The sequence below is a fragment of the Kineococcus sp. GCM10028916 genome (assembly GCF_042674865.1).
Lineage (GTDB): Bacteria > Actinomycetota > Actinomycetes > Actinomycetales > Kineococcaceae > Kineococcus.
Genome location: NZ_JBHTFM010000018.1, coordinates 93,021 through 107,221, shown reverse-complemented (window position 1 = coordinate 107,221; position 14,201 = coordinate 93,021). Strand labels below are relative to the sequence as shown.

General features: G+C 72.1%; 16 protein-coding genes. 6 read left to right on the top strand and 10 right to left on the bottom strand.

Going from position 1 to position 14,201, the window contains the following annotated elements; genetic code table 11:
- Positions 1 to 14: 14 nt before the first annotated feature.
- The 7 genes from ACFQ46_RS19550 to ACFQ46_RS19520 all read right to left on the bottom strand — a co-directional run bounded on the left by ACFQ46_RS19550 (position 15) and on the right by ACFQ46_RS19520 (position 5,400).
- Complete coding sequence (locus ACFQ46_RS19550) at positions 15 to 296, bottom strand: hypothetical protein (protein ID WP_380261187.1); 282 nt, start codon at positions 294 to 296, stop codon at positions 15 to 17.
- 10 nt (positions 297 to 306) lie between these two features.
- Positions 307 to 726 (bottom strand): HSP20 family small heat-shock protein, encoded by a 420-nt coding sequence (locus ACFQ46_RS19545; protein WP_328295090.1) that lies wholly within the window; start codon positions 724 to 726, stop codon positions 307 to 309.
- A 156-nt stretch (positions 727 to 882) separates the two neighbouring features.
- Positions 883 to 3,144, bottom strand: a complete 2,262-nt coding sequence (locus tag ACFQ46_RS19540; protein ID WP_380261185.1) for a diguanylate cyclase domain-containing protein — start codon at positions 3,142 to 3,144, stop codon at positions 883 to 885.
- A 64-nt stretch (positions 3,145 to 3,208) separates the two neighbouring features.
- Positions 3,209 to 3,466: a hypothetical protein gene (locus tag ACFQ46_RS19535; protein ID WP_380261183.1), complete on the bottom strand. Its 258-nt coding sequence runs from the start codon at positions 3,464 to 3,466 to the stop codon at positions 3,209 to 3,211.
- Positions 3,467 to 3,507: 41 nt separating this feature from the next.
- Positions 3,508 to 4,509: an iron-containing redox enzyme family protein gene (locus ACFQ46_RS19530; protein WP_380261181.1), complete on the bottom strand. Its 1,002-nt coding sequence runs from the start codon at positions 4,507 to 4,509 to the stop codon at positions 3,508 to 3,510.
- Positions 4,506 to 4,718, bottom strand: coding sequence for a CDGSH iron-sulfur domain-containing protein (locus ACFQ46_RS19525; protein ID WP_380261179.1), 213 nt, complete (start codon positions 4,716 to 4,718; stop codon positions 4,506 to 4,508). Before ACFQ46_RS19525 ends, ACFQ46_RS19530 begins: the two co-directional genes overlap by 4 nt.
- Positions 4,708 to 5,400 carry a HemK2/MTQ2 family protein methyltransferase gene (locus ACFQ46_RS19520; RefSeq protein WP_380261547.1) on the bottom strand — a complete coding sequence of 231 codons (693 nt, stop codon included), beginning with the start codon at positions 5,398 to 5,400 and terminating at the stop codon, positions 4,708 to 4,710. The genes ACFQ46_RS19525 and ACFQ46_RS19520 overlap by 11 nt, the downstream gene beginning before the upstream one ends.
- A gap of 57 nt (positions 5,401 to 5,457) precedes the next feature.
- Between ACFQ46_RS19520 and ACFQ46_RS19515 the strand changes: the two genes are divergently transcribed.
- From ACFQ46_RS19515 to ACFQ46_RS19505, 3 genes are all read left to right on the top strand, one after another.
- Positions 5,458 to 6,396 carry an ATP-grasp fold amidoligase family protein gene (locus ACFQ46_RS19515; protein WP_380261177.1) on the top strand — a complete coding sequence of 313 codons (939 nt, stop codon included), beginning with the start codon at positions 5,458 to 5,460 and terminating at the stop codon, positions 6,394 to 6,396.
- A 107-nt stretch (positions 6,397 to 6,503) separates the two neighbouring features.
- Complete coding sequence (locus tag ACFQ46_RS19510) at positions 6,504 to 7,016, top strand: hypothetical protein (RefSeq protein ID WP_380261175.1); 513 nt, start codon at positions 6,504 to 6,506, stop codon at positions 7,014 to 7,016.
- The gene (locus ACFQ46_RS19505) at positions 7,016 to 8,209 is read left to right on the top strand and encodes a zinc-dependent alcohol dehydrogenase (RefSeq protein WP_380261173.1); all 1,194 of its coding nucleotides are present in this window, start codon (positions 7,016 to 7,018) and stop codon (positions 8,207 to 8,209) included. The genes ACFQ46_RS19510 and ACFQ46_RS19505 overlap by 1 nt, the downstream gene beginning before the upstream one ends.
- 79 nt (positions 8,210 to 8,288) lie before the next feature.
- Here the strand turns inward: ACFQ46_RS19505 and ACFQ46_RS19500 are convergent, their stop codons facing one another.
- Both ACFQ46_RS19500 and ACFQ46_RS19495 read right to left on the bottom strand, forming a co-directional pair.
- Positions 8,289 to 9,230, bottom strand: coding sequence for a manganese catalase family protein (locus ACFQ46_RS19500; RefSeq protein ID WP_380261171.1), 942 nt, complete (start codon positions 9,228 to 9,230; stop codon positions 8,289 to 8,291).
- A 66-nt stretch (positions 9,231 to 9,296) separates the two neighbouring features.
- The gene (locus ACFQ46_RS19495) at positions 9,297 to 9,848 is read right to left on the bottom strand and encodes a hypothetical protein (RefSeq protein WP_380261169.1); all 552 of its coding nucleotides are present in this window, start codon (positions 9,846 to 9,848) and stop codon (positions 9,297 to 9,299) included.
- Positions 9,849 to 10,085: 237 nt separating this feature from the next.
- Here ACFQ46_RS19495 and ACFQ46_RS19490 point away from each other — a divergent pair, with 237 nt between their 5' ends.
- Entirely contained in the window at positions 10,086 to 10,586 is a 501-nt protein-coding gene (locus tag ACFQ46_RS19490) for a DUF4383 domain-containing protein (protein WP_380261167.1), read from the top strand.
- A gap of 58 nt (positions 10,587 to 10,644) precedes the next feature.
- The gene (locus ACFQ46_RS19485) at positions 10,645 to 11,094 is read left to right on the top strand and encodes a hypothetical protein (protein ID WP_380261165.1); all 450 of its coding nucleotides are present in this window, start codon (positions 10,645 to 10,647) and stop codon (positions 11,092 to 11,094) included.
- Between the two features lie 35 nt (positions 11,095 to 11,129).
- Here ACFQ46_RS19485 and ACFQ46_RS19480 read toward each other — a convergent pair whose 3' ends face one another.
- Positions 11,130 to 11,825 (bottom strand): ANTAR domain-containing protein, encoded by a 696-nt coding sequence (locus tag ACFQ46_RS19480; RefSeq protein ID WP_380261163.1) that lies wholly within the window; start codon positions 11,823 to 11,825, stop codon positions 11,130 to 11,132.
- Between the two features lie 328 nt (positions 11,826 to 12,153).
- On the opposite strand from ACFQ46_RS19480, the gene ACFQ46_RS19475 reads away from it, so the two are divergent.
- Entirely contained in the window at positions 12,154 to 14,193 is a 2,040-nt protein-coding gene (locus tag ACFQ46_RS19475; protein WP_380261161.1) for a SpoIIE family protein phosphatase, read from the top strand.
- Positions 14,194 to 14,201: the final 8 nt, after the last annotated feature.

Genomic DNA, 14,201 nt, shown 5'->3' with positions numbered 1-14,201 from the left:
ACGGGTCCGGGCGTTCAGCAGGACGGAGGAGAGCGCACCCGGCGCCCGGGTAGGCCACTCCCTCCCGCGTCGACGGCGTGGGGGTGGCGGTGTTCCTCACCCGCGCCGCGGTCGGTCCCACCCGGTTCCGGGGCGGCGCCCGTCACGCAGCAGCAGCCGTGCCCGCCGCCGGTGTCGTCGCCGTCGTCCTCGTCCCAGGTGGCGACCACCGCCGCGAACTCCGCGTCGACCCACTCCTGCAGGAGGGAGACCACGGAGGCGAAGGCGTCGTCGCTCCCCCGCACCGCAGTGTCCACGGGAACCCCCTCAGGAGGTGAGGGCGTGCTGGTCGTCCTCGGTCGCGATCTCGATGCGTCGCGGTTTCGCCCGTTCCGCGACCGGGATGCGCAGACGCAGGACGCCGCCGCGGTAGGCGGCCTCGATCCGCTCGGTGTCGAGGTTGTCGCCGAGGATCAGCTGCCGGCTGAAGACGCCCCGCGGGCGCTCCGCGGCGAGCATCTCGCCCGTGCCCTCCGACACCGGTCGCTGCGCCCGCACGGTCAGCACGTTGCGCTCCACGTCGAGGTCGACGGACGCCGGATCCACCCCCGGCAGGTCGAACTCGATCACGAACTCGTCACCGTCGCGCCAGGCGTCCATCGGCATCGCCGCGGGCCGGGCCGTCGTCCCCAGCACCTGCTGGGCCAGGCGGTCGAACTCTCGGAAGGGATCAGTGCGCATCAGCATGTCCACCACCTCCGGGTCTCTCGAGAACCAGATGCGCTGCCAACCGTCGACGGATCGGGTCGACCGATCCGGACACGGTTTTTCTAGCACTCCACACCGGAGTCTTGCAACCCCCGAACCGGAGGTGTTCGGCTGCAGTGCAGCAGGTGTCAGGACTCAGCGCGCGCCGCGGTGCGTGTCCTTGACGCGGTACATGTCGTGGTCCGCCGCGCGCAGCAGTCCCGCGAAGGTCTCCCCCTGCCGGGGGTAGGTCGCGACGCCGATGCTGGCCCCCACCGAGACCTCTCCCGAACCCAACCGGACCGGACGGGACAACCGCTCCACGAGGGTCGCCGCGACCTGAACGGCCGTCTCGGCCGCGGTCGCGACCTCGAGCCCGGTGAGAGCGACGATGAACTCGTCACCACCGAGGCGCGCCAGCAGGTCGCCGCGACGCAACGAGCGGCGCAGTTCACCCGCCACGTGCACCAGCAGGTCGTCACCGGCCGCGTGGCCCAGGTCGTCGTTGACGGCCTTGAAACCGTCGAGGTCGCAGAACAGCAGGGCCACGGTGGTGTCTCCGAGGCGCGCGGTCCACAGGGCGGCCTCGACGAGTTCCTCGATGCGCCGCCGGTTCGCCAACCCCGTGAGGGGATCGGTGTAGGCGAGTTGTTCGATCCGGGCGACGTGCTCGCGGACCTTGGCGCGTTCGGTCTCCACCTGGCGCTGGGCCACCACCCGGTCGGTGACGTCGTTCTGGACCCCGATGTACTGCACGACGCGTCCCGTCCCGTCGAGGACGGGGGCCAGGTGGATCTCGTTCCACCACGGCGTGCGTCCGGGACCGCGGTGGTTCAGGACGACCCCCCGCCACTCCTCCCCGGCGGCGATCGCCGACCGGATGGAGTCGACGACGGAACTGTCGGTGTCGGGTCCCTGCAGGAAGCGGCAGTTGCGCCCCAGGACCTCTTCGGAACGCAGCCCGGACAACACCTCGAAGGCGGCGTTGACGTAGATCAGCGGGTGGTCGGGCCGGCTCATGTCGGCGATGGTGACGCCGTTGGTCGTGGCGCTCAGGGCCCGCTCCAGCAGGTCCTCCGCACCGCGGAGACCGCCTCGGTGGACCGGGGCGGGCGTCACCGTCCGCCGGGGAGGCGCGGGGACGACGTCACCCCGGAGCACCGGTTCGGCGGTGCGCGGGACCACCCGGGAGAGCAGGGAGTGCGCGGCGGCGATCACGGTGTCGCGGTCGTAGGTCAGGGCGTACTCGAACATCCGCTCCGTGTCGGGACCCTGGTCGCCCAGGTCCCTCGCGAGCAGGGCGACGGCGAAGTGCGGGGCGAGGACGACCACGTCCCACTCCCCCCGCACCGGGTCCTCCGGGGCCAGCGTCGCCCCGCGGACCCCCGGCACCGGGACGGTGGGGAGGTCCTCGCCGAAGGCGGCGACGAACCCGACGCGGTCGGCCAGGTCCAGGTAGCGACTGCGGGTGGCCGGGGTGAAGTGACGGGCCTCCTGGAACGTCGAGGCCACGACGCACGTGTCGCCCAGGCGCATCGCCTCGCGTTCCAGCTGCTTGCTGACCTCGATGAGCAGCGGCTTGGGCGAGCGGCGCAGTTCCGTCCCCGTCGGCAGCACGGCGAAGGGAGAGGTGTCCTGGGGAGCGACCGTCACGACGGGGTCGAGGAGCGGCAACTGGCCCACGGCCAGCGCCGGGGGCGGCGGGGACGCCGGGCGGCCGAACATCCACCCCTGCCCCAACCGGGCCCCGAGGGCCCGGGCGGTCATGAGGTGCTGCTCGTCCTCCAGCCCCTCGGCCAGGATCCACGCACCGGTCGACTGGGCGTAGGCGTTGACGGCGTTCATGATCTGGGCCACGGCCGGACCGGGGCGCTCCTGCACCAACCGCAGGTCCAGCTTGACCACGTCGGGGCGCAGCAGGGGCATGAAGGCCAGCGACATGGCGTCGGCGCCCACGTCGTCGAGCGCGACGCCCCAGCCGATCTCGCGGATCCGCGCGACGGTGCGCAGCAGCTCCGCCGGACGGGCGGCGAGGGCACGCTCCGTGATCTCCACGACGACGCGGAGGTCCCCGGGGGCACCGTCGGCGAGGGCGAGCAGGTCACTCAGCGGCGCGGTGTCGAGGACCTCCGGCTCGACGTTGACGAACAACGTGAGCGGGGCGACGAGGGAGTGCTCGATCGCGCCGCGGAAGGCCGCCGCCCGGCAGGCCTGGTCGAGTTCGGCCAGGACTCCGGCCGCCCTCGCCGCGGCGAAGAGGTCGTCGGGTCGGTGCAGCGACCCGACCGGCCCGCGCGCCAGCGCCTCGTAGGCCACGACCACACCGGTCGTCAGGTCGACGATCGGCTGGAACACGCTGTGCACGGAGTTGGCGGCGATCACGTCGTGGATGGTGGCAGCTGAGAGCACGGTCGACACCCCGTCTCCATCGGCAACCGGCTCCGCCTTCCACAGGGGGAATCCCCCGAACGCCGCAACGTCGTCACCGTGGACCGGGTGCTCCGCCGGTCCGGGCGGCGACGTCGTGCAGGGCCCGGCGTTTGACCGCTTCGCCGAAGAGGCTCAGACCCCCGTTCAGCAGCACGAGCCCCACGGTGCCCTCGGCGAACCACTGCAGGGCGGGGGCCCGCCGTCCGCGACGGCCCGCCGCGTCGCTCACCACCGAGACCCCCGCCCCGACGGCCAGCAACCCGGCGGGGGCCAGCACCTTCCACGCACGAAGATCGTCCACAGCGTCCATGGAGACATCCTCGACCGCACCTCCGCGGACCGCAGCGCGGATCATCGGGGGAGTGCTCCTTCGAGCGGTCGCACGAGGACCGAGCGGTCCTGCGCCCAGGCCTGCATCACGTGCGCACCGAGGCGATCGTCGAGCAGGTTCGCGGCCTGGATCCCGAACACCACGTCCGCGGCCATCCCGGGGTCGGCCGCGATCAGGGGGGCGATGATGCCGGTCCGGACGACCTGTTCGTGCACGGCGTCCGCCTCGACGTGCTCGGAGTAGAACTCGACCGTCGCCGGGCCGCACCCCAGGCGCTGTGCGGCCGCCACGAGCCGCGCCGACCCCGGGGACGACGTCAGCTCGACGACGGCGAACTGCCCGACGAGCGCACCGCGCAGGGAGCGGTGCAGGCCCGCCATCGACATGAAGTTCACCTCGGCCAGGACCGGGGCGGGCGTGTGGTCGAGGTAGTGGCCGTAGTCGTCGTGCAGGTCCAGGTCGCGCATCATGTCGGCGAACAACTGCGCGTGCATGCGCTCACCGCGCCCCGCCCCGTACTCGTCGTGCTCGACGGAGACCAGCGCCGCCTTCGCGGCCCCTTCGAGACGGGGGATCACCCACGCCTGCGGATCGGCCTCCTTGAGGTGGTACGCGGACCGCAACGCGATGTACTCCCGGAACTGCCACAGCTCGCCCCTCCGGCGGAGGTGGTGCGACACCCCGCCCTCGCCGGGGTTCTCGGCGACGAGCGCCGCGATCTCGCCCGCGACGTCCTCCCCCCCGGGGACCGCGGCCCGCAACGCGGCGAGGAAACGTCGTTCGAGGGCGGAGCGGAGCGCCAGCAGGTCCGGGTGCCACTCGAGTTCGTGGTCCGCGGGTTCCACCACGTCGGCGAAACCCCGGTAGTGCAGCTCGTAGCAGACGTAGAGGGCGAGCTGCAGGTCCTCACCCCACGGGTCGCAGGACGCGGCACCCTCCGGCACCTCGAGAGCCGCGCCGCGCAGGAACGCGAGGACGGCGGCGCTGACGGGTCCGCGGGGGGTCGGGAGGGCGGGGCTCATGACGTCTCCTTCGGGGCCTTCGCGGCCCGGACGCGGTGGCTGGTGTCGCAGATCGGGTAGCGGGCGCTGCGTCCGCAGACGCACACCGCGGTCACGGGACGTTCGGAACGCACGCGGCGCCCGTCGGGCAGGTCGATGTCCACCGGCCCCTCCACCAGGAGCGGGCCGTCTGCGGTGACGACCAACTTGCGGGCCGGTTCAGGCGACATCCTCGAAGTCACCTCCGGTGACCGTCGAGGGGACCGAGCTCGCGACCGCGTCCACGACGACGAGTTCCTCCCGGTCCTGGCCGGGTCGCAGCAGACCGCGAGCCCGGAGCATCTCGGCGCGGGCCCGCATGACCGGGCCGAAGGGTTCCTCCGCGCGGGCGACGACGGCGCTGGCGAAACCCCGGGAGTCGAGCCGATCCAGGGTCTGGCGCTCCCCCGCCAGCACGGACTGGACCATGAGGAGCCGTCCCCCCGGGGCCAGCACGGTGGCGACCTCGTCGCAGATGCGGTCGATGACCGCCCGTCCGTCCCGGCCACCGTCCCAGGAGCGCCCCCGGCGGTGGCGGGGCAACCGGTCGGAGTCCGCCGGGACGTAGGGCGGGTTCGCCAGGACCACGTCGAACTGCTGGCCGGCCACGGGGGTGAACAGGTCCCCGCGTCGCACCCGGACCGGCGCCCGGTGCAGTCGCCCGTTCAGCCGCGCCGTGAGGACGGCCCGGAGGGAGAGGTCGACGGCGGTGACCGAGCGGGCGCCGGCACGGACCGCCGCCACCGCGAGGGCACCGCTGCCGGTTCCGAGGTCGAGGACCCGGCGCCCGACCACGGACTGCCCGCGGGTGAGGGTGTCGGCCAGGAGGGAGGTGTCGCCCTGCGCCCGGTAGGTACCGGGAAGTCGAAGCATCACCGGACCATCGTGCTGGGCGGTTCGGGATCGCGCACGCTGCGGCACACTGCATCCGTGGTTCCTCACCCTCACCCCCACGGCGGCCGTCCCCACGACGCGCGGGAACCCCGGCCCCGCTGGCGCGAACGCAGTCGACTGGTCCGGGGGTGGCGGCTGCTGCGGACCCGGAACCCCGAGACGTTCACCGAGAAGGTCCGCTACAAGATGCTGCGGGACCACCGTCCTCTGCTCGTCACGTTCGCGGACAAGGCTGCGGTGCGCGGGCACGTGGCGGCGGTGGCCGGCGAGCAGTACCTCCCCCGCGCGTTCGCGGTGCTGACCGACCCCGCCGAACTGCGTTCCGTCGCGCTCCCCCCCGAGTACGTCCTCAAACCGACCCACGGCAGCGGGGCCGTCGTCGTCGTCTCACCGGAGGCTCCTGCGCAGGCCCGGCTCCCGCAGGCCCGGTGGAGCTGGGTCTACGCCCACGTGCGACCCGAGGCCGCCCCCGTCGACGACCTCGTGGCGATCGGGGAGCACTGGACGAGCCGGCTCTACGGCCAGGGGCCGAACCGGGAGTGGGTCTACGGACAGGTGCCGCCCCGGGTCCTCGTGGAGGAACTGCTGCGCGCCCCGGACGGCTCCATCCCGGACGACTACAAGTTCTTCGTGTTCCACGGACGGTGCCACTTCGTCCAGGTCGACTCCGGCCGGTTCGGAGCCCGCACGCAGGACTTCCACCGCCCCGACTGGGAGCACCTGCCGATGAGCGGTGGCCCGGACTGGGCCGATCCACCGCACCCGAGACCGCGCCGGCTGGGCGAGATGATCGACCTCGCGGAACGGCTCGCGTCCGGTACCGACTTCGTCCGGGTCGACCTCTACCACCTGCCCGACCGCATCGTCTTCGGCGAGCTGACGAACTACCCGGCCGGTGGGGACAGCCCCTTCCACCCCGCGGAGTTCGACGCGGTCTTCGGCGCGCCGTGGACGGTGCCCCGGCGCTACCGCTGAGCGCAGGAGGTGCGCGGCGATCCGGGCTCGGCCAGAGTGGGGGCACCTCAGGTGGGCCGTCGAGCAGCGGGCGTTCCAAACCTCCGACGAACGAGGACGGACGGTCGATGGACACGACGAGAGCACAGGACCTGGCCCGGCGGGCCGCTTCCGCAGCGACGCGGACCCTCCTGCACCGCGAGGGCGGCCACACCACCGAACAGCAGACCCTGACCATCGCGCGCACCGTGGAGGACGTCCTCCGGGCCTGTCGCGATCCCGACGTGCTCGACACGATGGTTTCTCCCGCCGGGAGCGTGCACCGGGGTCCTGCGGGCGTCTACGCCTGGACCGTCGCGGACACGACGATCGAGACGCAGGCCCACGTCGAACCGAACCGCGTCGTGTTCAGCGGGGGGTCGGCGCAGGACCCGGACGAACCCGTCGTGACCGTCGAGGCGTGGCCGGCACCACAGGGTCTGGGATCGGAGGTCGTCCTGCGTCTGACGGTTCCGGCCGGGACGGGCGAGGTCGGCGGCGGACTGGCCTTCACGATGCTCTACCGCCTCCGGGCCCTGCTGCAGACCGGCGAGGCACCCACCCTGGGGGACGTTCCCAGCGGACGGGACGGGAAGCGCTGATGCGGGCCCTGGTCTGGAACGGGGTCAACGACCTCGCCGTCGAGACGGTGCCGGACGCGGCGATCGTGAACCCGCGTGACGTGGTCGTGCAGGTGTCGCTGAGCAGCACCTGCGGGTCGGACCTGCACTTCATCGACGGGTACCTGCCGGGGATGCTCCCCGGTGACGTCTTCGGTCACGAGTTCATGGGCCGGGTCGTGGAGGTCGGGCCCGGGGTCACCCGGGTGCGGGTCGGTGACCGCGTCGTCGTCCCGTCGTTCATCGCGTGCGGGAACTGCTGGTACTGCGACCGGGAGCTCTACTCCCTCTGCGACACCACCAACCCGCACGCCGCCGCGCAACAACCCGTCCTGGGCTACCCGTCGGGCGGGATCTACGGCTACACGCAGCCGTTCGGCGGGTACGCGGGGTCGCACGCGGAGTTCATCCGGGTCCCGTTCGGCGACGTGAACTGCTTCACGGTCCCGCCCGAGGTGGACGACCTGTCGGCGCTCTTCGTCTCCGACGCGGTTCCCACCGGGTACATGGGCGCCGACTTCTGCGACATCTCCCCCGGTGACACCGTCGCCGTCTTCGGCGCGGGTGCGGTCGGTCTCATGGCCGCCGCCTCGGCCCGGCTGCTGGGGGCGGATCGCGTCATCGTGGTCGACCGGCTGCCCGAGCGTCTCGAACTGGCCCGCACCCGCGTGGGCGCCGAGACGCTCGACTACGGCGAGGTCGACAGCGTGCAGGAGTTCCTGCGCGAGACCACCGGTGGGCGGGGCCCCGACGCCGTCATCGAGGCCGTCGGCATGGAGGGACACGGGACCGGGGTGCAGAACCTCGTGGACCGCGCGAAGCAGGCCGTGCGCCTGGAGACGGACCGGGCCACCCCGTTGCGCGAGGCCCTCCTCGCCGTCCGCAAGGCCGGCACGGTCGCCGTCCTCGGGGTCTACGGACTCACCGACAGCTTCCCGACCGGAGTCGTGCTCAACAAGGGCCTCACGATCAGGTCCGCGCAGCAGCACGGTCAGCGCTACGTCCCGAGGTTGCTGAACCACCTCGCCTCGGGCGAGCTGGAGACGAGCTTCCTGGCGACGCACCCGATGTCCCTGGAGGACTCGGTCCGCGGGTACGACGTGTTCAAGCACAAGACCGACGGCTGCCTGCGGGCGGTGTTCACCCCCGCACCTCTGGCGGCCGACGGTCGCTGACGCGCGGCGGGGACCGGCCCTGGTGGGCCGGTCCCCGCTCGTGTCGCCCCGGGTCAGCGGGGCGGAGTGCGGAACGCGGTCAGTGGTCGTCGCCCGTGAGGGCGTCCTTGACCTTCGTGACCACGTTCTGCGCACCCTGCAGGTGCCCGCCGGCGCCGGTCCCGGGCTTCCCGGGCCCCTGGTTGCCGTCGTAGGTGACGAACTGCTTGGGGTCGGGCGCCGGCAACGTGGCGTCGTCGAGGTTCCCCTGGTCGTCGGGCAGCGGGCGGAGTTCCTCGGCCCGCAGCGGCTCACCGTCGACGAGGCTGTTGCCGGTGGCCCAGATCCCCTCACCCGCCCGGCTCCCCTCGGTGCCGGTGTAGAGGACGTGGGCTGCGTCCTTGTTCTCCCACTCGCCGTTCGACTGCTCGATCTGGCTGTCGACGTAGCCGTCGTCGATGAGCATCTGGATCCCCAGCAGCCACTGCTGCTGGTGGTAGGTGTCACGGGCCAGGTTGAAGGCCAGCATCTCCTTGACACCCGCGTCGTCGGTCATGCCGGCGATCCGGCTCGTCATCAGCCGGCTCTGGGCCTCGGCGGAGACGTTGGACCGGAAGTCGGTCAGCAGGTTCCCGCTGGCGATGATGTACCCGGCGTTCCACGGGTTCCCGACGGAGTCGGTGGGCCGGGCGCCGCCGCCGGAGACGATGGCGTGCTGGGGGTTCATGCCGCCGAGCACGGCCGCCAGGGCCGGGTTCGCGGCGGCGGCCTTGTCGGTGGCCTCCCCCGGAGCGCCCTCGAGGAGACGGGCCAGCATCACGGTGAGCATCTCGACGTGGCCGATCTCCTCCGTCCCGATGTCCATGATCATGTCCTTGTACTTGCCAGGGACACGACAGTTCCAGCCCTGGAACAGGTACTGCATCATCACGGTCATCTCACCGAACTGCCCACCGAGCAGTTCCTGGAACTTCGCGGCGAAGAGCGCGTCGGGCTTCTCCGGCTTGGCCGTGAACTGCAGTTCGCGAGTGTGTCGGTACACGATCGTCTCCTCCAGTGCAGTGCGGTTCTTGCGTCGGGTGCGTGCGTGTCCCCGCTCGGACGGGGCTCAGGGGCGAACGCTCGCCAGGATCCCCTTGGCGATCTGCGAGGGTTTCTGCTGCTCGCCCTGCTGCGCGGTCATCACCAGCAGCACGCCGGTCAGCGCGGGGATGGACCACTGCAGGACCTTCAAACGCCGCTGGGCCGCGGCGACGTCCTCGGGGGTGGCCGCGGAGGGTTCCGTCGCCCCGTGCGCGGGCGCCGGGGAGTTCTTGCCGAGCTTGGCGCCCTGCAGGCCCGAGTAGGCCGTGACCCCCATGGCGGCGAGCGTGAGGACGGACTTGAGCGTGGTGTTGGAACGGGCACCCTTCTGGGCGGTGACCCGGCCGGCGTTGCCGACGATGAGCCCGACGCCACCCACGGTGTGGGCCGCGAGCGCGACCGCGTTCACGGGTGCCCACTTGGCCCACCCCGCCGCGGCGATCTTCGTGCGTTCGGACGGGTCGGTGGCCGCCGCTGCGGCCCCGTTCAGGCCGACCGCTCCGAACAGCGATCCGCCGAACCACGCGGCGAGTCCGGTGTCGTGCAGGGTCCTGATGAGCGTCTGGCGTCCTGCCATCGGTCTACCTCTTCTGTGATCTGGTTCTGGTCCGGGATCCAGGGCGGGCACACGAGGGCGCCCGCCCGTCGGGCGTTCGGCGCGCTGCTCCACCGGCGATCGCGAAGCGCGATCACGATGAACCTTCCCCCCTGCTCCGGCCGAGCGCATCTGGAACCCGCGACGTAGCGTGGGACCAGGTCGAACGCACGGCCGGACGCCTCCTTCGGAGTTCCGGCTCCGCGTCTGGAGAACCCCATGAGCACGACCCGAACCACGACCTCCCGTCTCTCCGTCCACCGTTCCCCCGTGTCGATGACGTCCCTGGTCGTCGGTGCGGCGTTCCTCCTCGTCGGGGTGCTCGGCTTCGTCCCCGGGATCACCACCCACTACGGGGACATGACCGGCGCAGGGCACCACTCGATGGCGATGCTGTTCGGCGTCTTCCAGGTGTCCGTGCTGCACAACGTCGTCCACCTGCTCTTCGGCGTCCTGGGGGTCCTCGCCTCCCGCATCACCGCCGCCGCCCGGACGTTCCTCCTGCTCGGCGGGATCGTGTACCTCGCCCTGTGGGTCTACGGCCTCGTCGTGTCCGAGGACAGCAGCGCGAACTTCGTGCCCCTGAACACCGCGGACGACTGGCTGCACCTCGTGCTCGGCATCGGCATGATCCTGTTCGGCCTGGTCATGCCACGACGGACGACCAACGCCACGGCCGTCGGTGAGCACGGACCGACCGCCGGCGGGGACGTGCAGTAGTCGGTTCGCGGGATCGTCGAAACTGGTTGACGGATCGGAGGGCGGGTAGAGGAGAGGCATGCACCGTCTCCGCTCCTCGCTCGTCATCGCCGCCACGGTCCTGCTCCTGGCCACCGCCTGCGCGGAGGACGAGAGCCAGGACGCACCGAGCGGAACCCCCACCGCGAGCGACCTGCCGACGAGCCTCACGGCCCCGGCCCGACCCACGCAGGGTGAACCCGCGACCCAGACCGAGTCGGCGCCCACGGTGACCGGGAGTCCTGACGCGACGCAGACCCGGGAACTCGTCACCCGGCTCGACGCGATCTCACCCGGGCTCGGGGACGACGAGAACCGCATCCTCCTGGCCGCCGCGGAGGTGTGCCGGCAGTCCCTGCGCGACGAGGGTGACGAGGCCCTCTCCAGCGTGGCGAAGTCGCAGTTCGCCGTCGACGGCGCGGCTCCGCTCACGGACGAGCAGAGCCGCGCCGTCGCCGATGCGGTCCTGTCCACGTTCTGCCACGAGTGACGTCGACGCCCCGTGTCGCGGGGCGCCCGGCCTCCTCAGAGGTTCGCGACCAGCTCGGTGGCGATCTCACGCAGCTTCCGGTTCGTGTGCTGGGACCGGGTGGCCAGGTGCTGGAACGCCTCGTCCGCGGTGCACCCGAGCCTCGCCATGAGCACGCCCTTGGCCTGCTCGATCACGGCCCGGGACTGCATGGCGGCCTGCAGGTTCTCGCTGAGGGCCACCGCCGAGGCGTAGAGCGAGTGGTTGGCCACCGCGACGGCCGCGTAGCCGGCGAAGACCTGCAGGGTTTCCACGGAGTCGTCGTCGATCGCCTGACCGTCCGAGCGGTAGACGTTCAGACCGCCCAGGACCTGCTGCGGCATGGGCATCCCCACCGAGACGCTGCTGTTCACCCCGCGACGGGCGGCCACCGCGGCGAAGTCGGGATACGGGGTCTCCGCCGAGGTGTCGGGGATGCGGACGGTCTGACCCGTCTCGGCCGCGTCCAGGCACGGCCCGAACCTGCGGTCGTACTGCCTCTCGTCGAGGTAGGCCGCCAGCGATCCGGTGAACGCGGCGCTGTGCCCCTTGCCCCCACCCTCGATCAGCGTGACGGAGACCTCTTCCGCACCCGGGATGCAGTCCTTCGCCAGTTCCGCGACCCGGTGGAGGACCTGACCCAGGGGCTGCGTGCCCACGACGATCCGGCCGAGTTCGGTGAAGGCGTTCCCGACGGCGGAGGCGGTGTCCATGGGAGGTTTCCTTCGTTCGTGCGCACAGGCCGCTGAGTCCACGGCCGTGCGGTCCGCGTGGCGGACCGGGGAACGGCTGACTGCTCAACCACCGGGACGGCGCACGTCCCGCGGGCCCGACCCTACGCGCCACGTCTCGTGCCCGCACCACCTGCCGGGGTTGCGTAGGATGGTTCGCTGTCCTGGGTCACCGGGGCCTGAACGGAGGAACGTGGCGGACGAGCCGAGGACCGAAGGGCCGATCTCGGGTCGTGCCGCGGAGATCACCCGGGTGGTGGGTCATGCCCCCGCCGCCGTGCTCCTCGTGGAGTTGACGTCGCGTCGGGTCGTGCACACGAACACCGTCGCCGATCAGCTCGCCCCCGGTGTGCGGCTGCCCCTGGAGATCGACGCCTGGGCCACCGCCGCGCAGCTGCGCGACGTCGACGGCACGCCGCTCTCCGACGGCACCCACCCCCTGTCGCGCATCGCCCGGTCCGAGCCGGTGCTGGGTCAGGCGGTCTCGGCCGCCCGGGTCAGTGAGCTGGGCGAACGCCAGGAACCGCTCTGGGTCGTCGCCCTGCCCATGGTCGACGCGCCGATGCTCGCGGACCACGCCCTCGTCGTGCTCCTTCCCCTCCGGGAGCGGGCCGCCGTGCAGGCCGCCACCAGCGCCGCCCAGCAGCAGACGGCGTTGCGTGAGCAGGCGGTCCTCTCGACGGGCCTCTCGTTCACGGTCGCCGACGCCGTCGCACCGGACCGCCCGCTGGTCTGGGTCAACCCCGCGTTCACCGCGGCCACCGGCTACTCCTTCGCGGACAGCGTCGGACGCAACTGCCGCTTCCTCCAGGGGGAGGGCACCGACCCGGCCACCCGTGCGCTCATGCGCGAGGTGGTCGACGCCGGACGCGACGAGACGGTCGTCGTGCTGAACTACCGCAAGGACGGCACCGCGTTCTGGAACCAGCTCTCGCTGAGCCCCATCCACGGTCCGACCGGCGAACTGACGCACTACGTCGGCATCCAGGTCGACGTCACCGCCAGCGTCGTGGCCGGTGAGGACCGCGACCGGGCGCTGGCCGCCGAGCGACGTGCCCGGCTCGAGGCCGAGGAGGCCCGCGCGGCCGCCGAAGCCGCCCAGGGCCGACTCGCTCTCCTCGCCGAGGCCACCAGTCAGCTCGCGGTGACCCTCGACGTGACCGCCTGCCGGCAGCGCCTGCTCGACCTCGTCGTCCCCGGCCTGGCCGACTGGGCCCTGCTCCTCACCACCGACGAGCGGGACACGATCGAGACGGCCATGGCCCGCCACGTCGATCCCGACCGCACGGAGGACGTGGACCGCTACGTCACCGCACTGCGTCGATCGCTGGTCGCGGGCTCTCCCCAGCAGACGCTGCTGCAGGGTGCCTCAGCCCGTCGGGTCAGCGACTACGACAGCCCACGACGCCGCGCCGAACGCGAACGGTGGGTCACCGACCCGGCCGTCCTGGACCTCAGCGACACCCTGGGGGCCGCGTCCGCGTTGTTCGTCACGCTGCCGGGGCGCCGGGGCAGCAGCGACGTGATGGTCCTCGTCCGCGGTGCCTCGTCCCCACGCCACACCGAGGACGACCTCGAGATCGCCGTCGACCTGGGACGTCGCGCCGGCCTGATCCTGGACAACGCCCGGCTCTACGAGCAGCAGCACACCATCGCGGAGACGTTGCAGAGCAGTCTGTTGCCCTCCCTCCCCAGCATCCCCGGGATCCGCGCGGCCGCCCGCTACCGCGCGGCGGTGTCCGGGGCGCAGGTCGGCGGCGACTTCTACGAGCTCATCGCCCTCCCCGGTGGGGCCATCGGCCTGGCCATCGGTGACGTCGTCGGCCACGACGTCATGGCCGCGGCCGCCATGGGCCACCTGCGGGGGCTGCTGCGGGCCTGCGCGTGGGACCCCGTGGCGGGCCCCGACACCGGACGCGTCCTCGAACGCGTCGACGAACTCCTCGCCGGGCTCGGGATGGGCACCCTGGCGACCCTCACCTACGCCCGTCTGGAACCCGGCTCCGGTGGCGGCTGGTCGATGACGCACTCCAGCGCTGGGCACCCTCCATTGCTGGTGCGCGACCCGGCGGGGAGGGTCACGTTCCTCGACGAGCACCACGACCTCCTGCTCGGGGTCAGCGCCCAGCACCGCACGACCGCGCGGCACCACCTGGCTCCCGGTTCCACGGTGCTGGCCTACACCGACGGTCTGGTCGAGCGTCGCGGGGAACACCTCAACGAAGGGCTGGCCCGCCTGGCCACGGCTCTGGGGGAAGGTCCCGAGGACCTCGACGAACTGTGCGGTTGGCTGCTCGCGCGGCTGGGCTCCGAAGGCGACGACATCGCCGTCCTCGCGCTGACGGTCTGAGCGGTCGA